10 protein-coding genes and 1 pseudogene are annotated in these 9968 nt (G+C 69.0%); 1 reads left to right on the top strand and 10 read right to left on the bottom strand.

Annotated elements, in window-relative coordinates; genetic code table 11:
* A pseudogene (locus tag Vau01_RS00255) lies at positions 1-928 on the bottom strand (hypothetical protein); the annotation flags it as partial.
* Positions 906-2948 (bottom strand): flagellar biosynthesis protein FlhA, encoded by a 2043-nt coding sequence (flhA, locus tag Vau01_RS00250; RefSeq protein WP_239151180.1) that lies wholly within the window; start codon positions 2946-2948, stop codon positions 906-908. The pseudogene Vau01_RS00255 and the gene flhA, both read right to left, overlap by 23 nt.
* 250 nt (positions 2949-3198) lie before the next feature.
* On the opposite strand from flhA, the gene Vau01_RS00245 reads away from it, so the two are divergent.
* On the top strand, positions 3199-4350 hold the full coding sequence (locus Vau01_RS00245; RefSeq protein WP_239151179.1) for an EAL and HDOD domain-containing protein: 1152 nt from the start codon (positions 3199-3201) through the stop codon (positions 4348-4350).
* Between the two features lie 12 nt (positions 4351-4362).
* Here the strand turns inward: Vau01_RS00245 and Vau01_RS00240 are convergent, their stop codons facing one another.
* The 8 genes from Vau01_RS00240 to Vau01_RS00205 form a co-directional block, all read right to left on the bottom strand.
* Positions 4363-5448: an EscU/YscU/HrcU family type III secretion system export apparatus switch protein gene (locus Vau01_RS00240; RefSeq protein WP_203985519.1), complete on the bottom strand. Its 1086-nt coding sequence runs from the start codon at positions 5446-5448 to the stop codon at positions 4363-4365.
* Between the two features lie 9 nt (positions 5449-5457).
* Positions 5458-6225, bottom strand: a complete 768-nt coding sequence (fliR, locus tag Vau01_RS00235) for a flagellar biosynthetic protein FliR (protein ID WP_203985516.1) — start codon at positions 6223-6225, stop codon at positions 5458-5460.
* Entirely contained in the window at positions 6222-6491 is a 270-nt protein-coding gene (gene fliQ, locus Vau01_RS00230; RefSeq protein ID WP_203985513.1) for a flagellar biosynthesis protein FliQ, read from the bottom strand. The genes fliR and fliQ overlap by 4 nt, the downstream gene beginning before the upstream one ends.
* Positions 6492-6506: 15 nt before the next feature.
* Positions 6507-7115 (bottom strand): flagellar type III secretion system pore protein FliP, encoded by a 609-nt coding sequence (gene fliP / locus Vau01_RS00225; RefSeq protein ID WP_239151178.1) that lies wholly within the window; start codon positions 7113-7115, stop codon positions 6507-6509.
* A gap of 155 nt (positions 7116-7270) precedes the next feature.
* Positions 7271-7636 carry a flagellar biosynthetic protein FliO gene (fliO, locus tag Vau01_RS00220; protein WP_203985510.1) on the bottom strand — a complete coding sequence of 122 codons (366 nt, stop codon included), beginning with the start codon at positions 7634-7636 and terminating at the stop codon, positions 7271-7273.
* Complete coding sequence (gene fliN, locus Vau01_RS00215; protein ID WP_203985507.1) at positions 7633-8451, bottom strand: flagellar motor switch protein FliN; 819 nt, start codon at positions 8449-8451, stop codon at positions 7633-7635. The genes fliO and fliN overlap by 4 nt, the downstream gene beginning before the upstream one ends.
* 5 nt (positions 8452-8456) lie before the next feature.
* The gene (locus Vau01_RS00210; RefSeq protein ID WP_203985505.1) at positions 8457-9407 is read right to left on the bottom strand and encodes a flagellar motor switch protein FliM; all 951 of its coding nucleotides are present in this window, start codon (positions 9405-9407) and stop codon (positions 8457-8459) included.
* A gap of 103 nt (positions 9408-9510) precedes the next feature.
* Complete coding sequence (locus Vau01_RS00205) at positions 9511-9954, bottom strand: flagellar basal body-associated FliL family protein (RefSeq protein ID WP_203985502.1); 444 nt, start codon at positions 9952-9954, stop codon at positions 9511-9513.
* Between the last annotated feature and the right edge of the window lie 14 nt (positions 9955-9968).

Genomic DNA, 9968 nt, shown 5'->3' with positions numbered 1-9968 from the left:
TGCCCGTGCCGTTCGGGGCACCGTTTGCTGTGCCGTGCAGCGCGCCGTTGGCGGCGCCGTTCGCGGTTCCGTTGATGGCGCCGTTCGGGGCGCCATTCGGAGCGAGGCCGGCGGGCGAGGGGGGCGCCTCGGGGCGCTTGGCCGGTGCGAAGATCGGATCCATCGAGAACTCCACCGTTTCTAGGCCGGACGGGCTCGATTCCTGCCGCAGGGCACCGGGCAAGGAACTTTCCAGAGCGTTCTCCAGAGCGCTCTGGGCGCTGGACTGTGCTGGTTGGGCCGCTCCCTCGGCGGCGGTGGCCTGGGCGATGGCCGCGGCCCGGGCGATGGCGGCGCCGTTGCCGACACCGGTGTTTCCGTTGACGCCGCGCAGCTCGGCGAGGACGTCGTCGAAGTTGCCGACCGCGGAGGAGTCGGGGGTGGCCTGCTCGCGCTGTTCGAGCAGCGCCAGCAGTTCGTCGACGTCGGGGGCCGCGTCGCCGGTGGCGATCGCCTGCCGGGTGGCCGGCGCCGCCGGGCGCGCCCCGGTGCCGGCGGTGCCGACGGTGCCGGCAGTACTGGCGTTGCCGGCCTTCGCCGCGGCCGTCGTAGCCGGGCGGGTCGTCGTGGCGGGGGCCGCCGCTGCGCGCGTCACATTTGATGGTGATGCCGGACGGGCCGCGGGCGCGCCCGGTGGTGGGGGCGCGGCGGCCGGACCGGCCGACCCGCCCGCGCCCGCCGGCGCGCCGACGGCGACCGGCGCCTCGGCGGACTCGTCGTCGGCCAGTTCGACCGTGATCTCGTAGCGTTCGGCGCGCAGGAGGCCGGTGAGGCCGCCCGCACGGACGCGCTCGGCCGAGACGATCTTCGCGCGCGCGCCGTGCTCCTCGCGCACCTGCGCGAGCAGCTCCTGTAGGTCGCCGCCTTCAAGCAGCAATCGAGTGGGCACCGCTTACCACCCCAACAGTTTCGATACGGAATGTGCACTTCGCGATCTCGGCGTAGGACAAGATCGGCAACCGGGGGACGGCCACCGCGGTCAGCCGCCGGAGCGGCATGCGCAGTTGCGGCGAGACCACGACGACGGGCGTCGTGCCCTGCTGCTCGGCCGTTTCGAGCAACCGGTTCAGGTCGCTGAGCAGCGACTCGGCCCGGTGCGGGTCGACGAGGATCTGCAGCCCGGCGTCGGTGGGACGCAGGGACTCCAGCAACGACTGCTCCAGGCGGGGCTCCAGCGTGATGGCGTGGAGCGTCCCGTCGGTGAGGTGGCGGGCCGCGATCGCCGGGCCCAGCGCCACCCGCGCCGCCTCCAGGAGGGAGTCGTGGTCGGTGGTGACCTTCGCGGTCAGCGACAGCGACTCGAAGATCCGCACCAGGTCGCGGATCGGGACGCCCTCGTCGAGCAGGCCCGCGAGCACGCGCTGGACCTGACCGAGCGAAAGCAGAGTCGGAGTCAGTTCTTCCACCACTACAGGATGCGTTCGTTTGACCACTTCTGTGAGAGTTCGTACATCTTCGCGACCGAGTAGTCGCGCAGCGTTGGAACGCACGACTTCAGCGAGGTGCGTGATGATCACTGAGGCGCGGTCGACCACCGTTGCGCCGCTCATTTCGGCCTGGTGCCGCAGTTCGGCCGGCACCCATTTGCCGGGCAGGCCGAACACCGGCTCCACCCCGGCGCGGCCGGGCAGGAAGTCGAGGCCCTCGCCGATCGCGAGCACCGTGCCGGGCGGCGCCTGACCGGTCGCCACCTCCACGCCCGAGATGCGGATCGAGTACGTCGACAGGTCGAGCGTCAGGTCGTCGCGGGTGCGCACCGGCGGCATGAGGATGCCGATGTCCAGCGCGATCTTCCGCCGGAGCGCGCGGACGCGGTCGAGCAGGTCGCCGCCGCCGGTGTCGACGAGGTCGACGAGGTCCGGCGCGAGCGCCATCTCCAGCGGGTCGACCCGCATCTCGCCGATGAGCGCCTCGGGGGAGTCCGGCGAGGGCAGTTCCGGCGGCGCCTCCTCCCGCGCCTCGATCGCTTCCAGCTCCGACGCCTTCGGCAGCCGCTGGGCCAGGATCAGCACCGCGCCGCCGACGATCAGGAACGGCAGCTTCGGCAGGCCCGGTATCAGGCACAGGGCTAGCGCGGCGGCGCCACCGATCTGCATCGCCAGGCGCTGCCGGGAGAACTGGGCGATCACCGTCGACCCCATGTCGCCCTCGCCGGCGGCGCGGGTGACCATGAGACCGGTGGCCACGCTCAGGAGCAGCGCGGGGATCTGCGACACCAGGCCGTCACCGATGGACAGGAGACTGTAGGTCTCCACGGCGTCCATCGCGTCCATGCCCTTCTGGAGCATGCCGACGGCGAACCCGCCGATCAGGTTGATCAGCGTGATGATGATCGCGGCGATCGCGTCACCCTTGACGAACTTCGAGGCACCGTCCATGGAGCCGTAGAAGTCGGCCTCCGCGCCGACGTCCTCGCGACGCTTGCGGGCCGTGTTCTCGTCGATCAGGCCGGCGTTGAGGTCGGCGTCGATCGCCATCTGCTTACCGGGCATCGCGTCGAGGGTGAAGCGGGCGCCGACCTCGGCGACGCGCTCGGCGCCCTTCGTGATCACGATGAACTGGATGACGACCAGGATCGCGAAGATCACCAGGCCGACGATGAGCGAGCCACCGACCACGAAATGGCCGAACGCCTCGATGACGTCACCGGCGAACCCGTCGAGCAGCACGAGCCGGGTGGCACTGATGTTCAGCGCGAGCCGGAACAGCGTGGCGACCAGGAGGATCGCGGGAAAGGCGGAAAACTCGAGCGGACGGTTGACGAACATCGCGACCAGCACGATGAGCATCGCCGCCGTGATGTTGACCGCGATCAGAAGGTCGATCAGCAGCGCCGGCAGCGGCACGACCATCATGATGATGATCAGGACCACGCCAACCGGCACCACGAAGCGACCGATCCGACCCACGCACACCCACCCTGCCCCGGTGCCGTGCAGATGTCGGCCACCGTGTCAACTCGGAGCGCCGTCCTGGCAGAGTTTTTCGCCGTCCTGGCAGTCGTCCGATCGGCCACTCCTGCGCAGGGTTGAGGTTTTTCTTCATTCAGTGCCGTGGGTGCCGATCCGGACCAGCGTGACCCTCGTGACTGAAGCCGCTGGAGCCAGCGGACTCGTACACATCGGCAGACAGCCGATCCATGACCGCTCGGGAGCGATCGTGGCGTACGAACTTCTGTTCCGGGGCGCGCGGTCGGCCGTCACCGCCACCCAGTCCGACGCGTACGCGACCACGCAGGTGATCCTGACGGCGTTCCAGGAGTTCGGCCTCGACCAGATCGTCGGCGACAAGCGCTGCCTGTTGAACATGACCCGCGAGTTTCTCGTCGGCGACCTGCCGTTGCCGTTCGAGCCGGAGCGCGTGGTCCTCGAAGTGCTGGAGACCGTCGAGATCGACGAGGAGGTCATCGCCGGTGTGGCCGCGCTGGCCGCCCGCGGTTTCAAGATCGCATTGGACGACTTCGTGTGGGGCAGCGGGCACGAGCGTCTGCTGGGGTTGGCGTCGTACGTGAAACTCGACGTGCTCGGCGTGCCGATCGCGGAGGTGGAAGCCGCTCTGCACGACGTGCGGCGGTACCCGCACATCGAGGTGCTGGCCGAGCGCATCGAGACGCAGGAACAGCTCGACGCGTTGATGGACCTGGGGTTCGACTACTTTCAGGGGCACGTGTACGCGCGTCCGCAGACGCTCACCGCGGTGTCGGTGAACCCGTCCCGGCTGCGCCGGCTGGAGCTGTTCACCGCTCTGTCGGCCGCCGACACCGACATCGACGAGGTCGTGCCGATCGTCACCGCCGATCCCGCCCTGTCGTTCCGGGTGCTGCAGGCCACCAACTCCGCCGCGGTCGGCCTGGCGCGCAAGGTGTCCTCGGTACGCGAGGCCGCCACGGTGCTCGGTGCCAACCGCATCCGCCAGTGGGTGGTGCTTCTGATGGCGTCCGACGTCGCGGAGGCGTCGCCGGAACAGTTGGCCGGCACCCTCACCCGGGCCCGCCTGTGCCAGTTGGTGGCCCGGCACGCGGGTGCGCCCACAGATGCCGCCTTCACCGTCGGTCTTCTCTCGGGGGTGGCCGACCTGGTCGCCGAGCCGATCGAGGAGCTGGTGCCGCGCCTGCCGGTGACGCCGGAGATCGCCGCCGCGCTGACCGGCGGCTCGGGGCGGCTCGGCGCGGTGCTGCAACTGGTGCGGGCCTACGAGAGCTCGGATCTGCCGGCGCTGGCGGTGTCGCCGATGTCGGCGACGGAGCTGGCGCGGGCGTATCTGTCGGCGGTGGGGTGGAGCGAGAGCGCACTCGCGGGGCTGGCCCGGTAAGCGACCGCCCGGTCAGGCGACGGGGGCGTTCGGTTGGCGATGCAGGCCGGCGGCCGCTCCCTTGGCCTTCAGCGACATGACGAACGCCAGCACCCGCGCCACCGCCACATACAACTCGGGCGGGATCTCCTGCCCGAGCTCGACCGTCTTGTAGAGGGTCCGGGCGAGCTCGTGGTTCTGCACCATCGGGATGCGTAGTTCGGTCGCCTTCTCGCGGATCTTCGCCGCGATGGCGCCGGCGCCCTTGGCGATCACCCGCGGCGCGCCCTTCGACGGCTCGTAGGCCAGTGCCACCGCCACGTGCGTCGGGTTCACCATCACGACGTCGGCCACCGGCAGGTTGGACATCATGCGGTTGCGGGCCATCGCGATCTGCTTCGCCCGGATGGCGCCCTTCACGTGCGGGTCACCTTCGGTGTTCTTGTGTTCCTGCTTGATCTCTTCCTTGCTCATGTAGATCTGCTTGTTGATGCGCCGTTTGGCCATCGCGTAGTCGGCCGCGGCCATCACCAGACCGGCGGCGGCCGCATACCGCATCAGGCCGACAGCCGTGTCGGCGACCAGGTGCAGGAGTGTCTCCAGCGGCATCGCGCCGTGTGCGATGACCGCCGGCACCAGGTCCTTGACGGCGTAGTACAGCACCAGCCCGAGCACCGAGGTCTTCAGCGTGACCTTCACGGCCTCCCACACGGCGTGGCCGCCGAACGTGCGCTTGAGGCCGGGGAACGGGTTGAGCCGGTTGAACTTCGGCATGAACATCTTCGCCGGGAAGTGGATCCCGCCCTGCGCCGCGCCGGCCGCCAGACCGAGTGCCATGAGCCCCAGGCCCAGCGGCGCGACGGCCATCGCCGCGTCGATGAAGCCGCTCTTGAACAGTTCCTGCGCCTTGCCGATGTCGGGGTCGCTCGCCATCTGGACGCCCTGCCGGAAGACCTGTGCGGCGCTGTCCATCGCGCTGCCGAGCGCCCTCGGGACGAGGAAGCTGGCCAGCAGCATGCCCGCCCAGGCGCCGAGGTCGGGGGTCCGCGCGATCTGCCCCTCGGAGATCGCCTTCTTCTTGCGTTGCGCGGTGGGTTTTTCGGTCTTCTCACCGGACATCGGATCGGCTCACCCCCCGATCAGATCCAGCACCGCCCGCACGGCCCGGTCGATCAGACCGGTGAACGCGTGCGGCAGCAGCACCAGTGCGGTGCCGGCGACGGTGAGGGTCAGGGCGATCTTCAGCGGGAACGCGAGCGAGAACACGTTGAGCCCGGGCGCCACGCGGGTGAGCAGGCCGAGCGCGACGTCGGTGCAGAACAGCACCGCGACGAGCGGTCCGGCGATCTGCAGCGCGGCCAGGAACATCTGGTCGACGCCGGTGGTGAGCAGCCGGGCCAGGCCCTCCCACGAGAAGACGCCGCCGATCGGCAGCGTGCGGTAGGACGTGGCGAACCCGCGGACGATCATCGCGTAGCCGTCGGTGGCGAACAGCAGCGCCGTCGCGAGGATGTTGTAGAACCGGCCGAACACGGCGGTGCCGCTGTTGGCGAACGGGTCGAACGCGAACGCCACGGAGAAGCCGCCGAACAGGTCGATCATGCTGCCGGCGGCCTGCACCGCGGCGAAGAACAGCGCGGTGACGAAGCCCAGCGAGGCACCGACCACCACCTGTTCCAGGATCGCGCCGAGGAAGCGCCCCGTGTCGGACGTCGGCGGGGCCGAGTCGACGAGCATCGGCGCGAGCGGAAGCGCGATGGCCACGCTCACGATCGCCTTGACCCGCGCCGGAACCAGCCGGGAGTTGAACGGGGGGACCGCGATGAGCCACGCCAGCGCGCGCACCGACGCCAGCAGCACCGCGATCAGGGTGTCTTCCGCGACCCCCAGGTTCATAGCAGGAGGGACGGAATCTGCTCGTACAGGTTCGTCGTGTACGTGACCATCTCGTGGAGCATCCAGTTGCCGCTGAACAGCAGCGCCACGCCGATGCCGGCCGCCTTCGGCACGAACGACAGGGTGGCTTCCTGGATCTGGGTGACGGACTGGAACAGGGAGATGCCGAATCCGAGGATGAGCGCGGTGAGCAGGATCGGCGCGCCGAGCTTCAACGAGATCTGGAACGCCTGCATGCCCAGCGTCACGACTTCGTTGTCGGTCATGAAGACCCCCAAACGCTACTGGTAACTCGCCACCAGGGCCGTGATGATCAGGCCCCATCCGTTGACGAGCACGAAGAGCAGCATCTTGAACGGAAGTGACACGGTCACCGGGGGGAGCATCATCATGCCCAGCGACATCAGTGCCGCCGATACGACCATGTCGATGATCAGGAACGGTATGTAGATGACGAAGCCGATGATGAACGCGGCCCGCAGTTCCGAGAGCGCGAACGCCGGGATCAGCGTGGTCAGTTCGACGTCGTCGGCGTTCTTCGGCTGCGGCTTGTTCGCCACCTTGGTCAGCAGCGCGATCTCTTCCTCGCGCGTCTGTTTGAGCATGAACTGGCGCAGCGGCTTCACCCCGTCCTCGAAGGCGACCGTCTGGGTCTTCTCGCCTTTGAGGTAGGGCTGGACGCCCTGCTTGTTCATCTCACCCACTGTCGGCCCCATGATGAACAAGCTGAGGAAAAGGGCCAGTCCGGCTATCACCTGATTGGGTGGCACGGTGGTCAGGCCGAGCGCGTTGCGGGTGATCGACAGGACCACGAACACCTTGGTGAACGCCGTCGTCATCAGCAGGATCGAGGGGGCGATCGACAGCACCGTCAGCGCGAGGATGATCACGATGGACGTGCTGGGCTTGCCGCCGCCGATGTCGATGTTGACCCCGGCCGGTGGCGAGGGCGGTGCCGGTGGCGAGGGCGTGGGCGCCGCCTCGACACCCGAACCCCACAGGACGACGAGCAGCATCCCGAAACACGCGCCCGCCACCAACCTCCTCACGACTTCCGCCCGCCGCGGATGGCGTCGACCGCGCGGCGCCAGGTCGTGGGGGACAGCACGGAACCGTCGAGCGGGATCTGTTCCCGGATCTCGTGCGGCGGGTTGACCGCCGCCTCGATCGCGGCGGGGTCGGTCTCCGCGAGCAACGTCACGGTCTGATCGGTGACGCCGAGCACGAACGCCTGCCGGCCGACGCGCACCACGGCCACCGACGCCCCACGCGTCAACGGTTGGCGGGCCAGCACCGCCATCGCGCCGGCACCCCGCCCGCCCAGCGGCCGCCGGACCAGCCGGGTCAGCAACCACATCAGCCCCAGCACGAAGGCCAGGGCCAGGAACATGTTCACCGCGATCTGGATCATGCGACGATCTCGGTGATCCGGATGCCGAAGTTCTCGTCGATCACCACCACTTCCCCCCGGGCGATGAGCCGGCCGTTGACGAGCAGGTCGGCCGGCCCGCCGGCCAGCCGGTCCAGTTCGATCACCGCGCCGGGCGCGAGCGACAGCAGGTCCCGCACGGTCATGCGGGTGCGGCCCAGTTCGGCGGTGACCTCCATCTCGACGTCGTGCAGCAGTTCCAGCCCGCCCCGCACCACGGGCGCGCCCCGGGGTCCCGGCGTCAGCGGCGAGAAGCCGGCCGGCACGGCGCCCGGGTCGCCGTCGAGTTCGCCCTCCAGCACGTCGTCTTCGTCGTCCCCACCGCCGAACCCGCCGCGGGCGCCGCCGCCGCCCGCCCCGCCGATCTGACGGTCGATGACCAGCCCGATGAGCGCCCGGACCTCGGGCTCCTCGGCGCCCTCCTCGACCAGCGGCACCAGGAGCCCGCCCGCGTCGATGATGGACTGCATCGCGACCGCCGGGTCACCCTCGACGCCCGGGTCGACCACGACGGGGCCGAGCGTGGCCGCGGCGGCCTCCAGCGCCGGGCGGACGGCCTGCGTGATGTCGAGCGCGCCGAGCGGGCTGAGCGCCAGCGCACCGACGAGTTCGGGACCCACCATGACCGCGATCTCGCCCTGCGCGGATCCGGTGAAGCGGGCGGTGATGGCCTGTCCGAAGAGTTCGACCGGCTCGTTGCCCGGCGTGCCGACCGCGAGCGGCGTGGGGGCGGGCAGCAGCCCCACAGCCGCCTCAGCGGCGGCGCTCGCGCGCGCGTCGGTCAACGCAGAGGTCATGCGGTTCAGTCCTCCTTCGGCGGCGGGACCACGAGACAGGCCAGGCGGTTACCGGAACTACCGGCGACGGCGTGCGCGAACGTGACGCCGTGCGAGGTGACGACCAGCGGCGTGGTCACCGGGTGCTCCAGCGGAACGATGTCGCCTGGTCGCAACGTGACCAGATCGCGTGGGGACATCAGCACCGAGTTGAAGCGCACGGAGACCTCCACCGGTGCGGTGCCCAACCCTGCGGTCATCGCCCGGAGGGCGGCGTCGCGGGACTGCCGCTGCGTGTCCGTCAGCTCGGCGCCCTCGGCATCGGGGCGCAGCTTCGGGAAGATCGAAGCGAACGGCATGCAAATGGTCGCGACGCACTCCTGGCTGCCCACCTTCAACTCGAACGAGGTGACGATCATCGCGTCAGACATGGAGGCGGTCTGCGCGAACTGCGGGTTGTACTCCAGCCCGACGATTTTCGGCGGACTGAGCTCGACGATGTGCTCGAACGCGCCCCGAAGTTCGCCGAACACCCGGTCGAGCATGCTGTTGACCAGTGGTACCTCGATGTCTGTCAGTGGCCGTTGGGGCTGCTTGCCGCCCGGGCCGCCGAGCATGTGGTCGACCCAGGCCAGCGCCGTCGTCAGTGAGAACTCGAAGATCGTGACCCCGGGCAGCGGCTCCATTTCGATCATGAACATGCAGGTCGGGTTGTTCAGGCTGGCGATGTAGTCGTCGTAGGTGACCTGCTCGATGGACAGTAGGGAAACCTGTGAGACGGCGCGCAGGGTGCTCGTGAGCAGGGTCGTGTACTGGCGGGCGAAGGCCTCGTACGCGACCTGGAGCGTCCGGATGTGCTCCCGGGCGAGCTTCGTCGGGCGCCGGAAGTCGTACTTCTCCGGCCCGGCCGACTTGGCGCGCCGGTTGCCCCGCCCGGTTGACCGGGTGGTGCCGGTCTTAGGCGCCGAATTGCTCACAGTCGGCCCATCGGCAGCCCATATGCCGGGTTAAGCAAAGTCCGTCCCGATGCGATCCACGCGTCATCACGCCATAAACTAACTCACTAACGGATCAAATGGGTCACTGCATGACAAACTCGGTGAAGTAGACGTCGTACACCTCTTCCTCGTACGCCTTCTTGATCTTCTCCACCAGCTCCTTCTTCATCTCGTCGCGCGCCTCGTTCGTCGACAGCTCGGCCACCGACCTGTTGCTGAACTGGCTGATCAGGATGTCGAGAGCCTTGCTGCCGTCGGGCTCCTCGTGCGCCTCGATGGTGGCCTGCAACGCGATGCTGACCTTGAGGAAGTGCCCGTCCTCCAGGTTGATCGTGATGGGCTCCAACGCCACCACCACGCCCGGCTCCGGAGCCACGACCTCCTCCTCGCCGCTGCTCTTGAAGAACATGAAGTAGGCACCGGCGCCACCGCCACCCAGAAGCACGACGGCGAGGACGATGATGATGAGCATCTTCTTGCTCTTCTTCGGCGCCTCGGCGCCTTCGGCTTCCTTCTCCTTGGCCATTGATCAGTTCCCTC

The organism is Virgisporangium aurantiacum, from assembly GCF_016863635.1.
Taxonomy (GTDB): domain Bacteria; phylum Actinomycetota; class Actinomycetes; order Mycobacteriales; family Micromonosporaceae; genus Virgisporangium; species Virgisporangium aurantiacum.
This window is presented reverse-complemented; position numbering and strand designations above follow the sequence as displayed.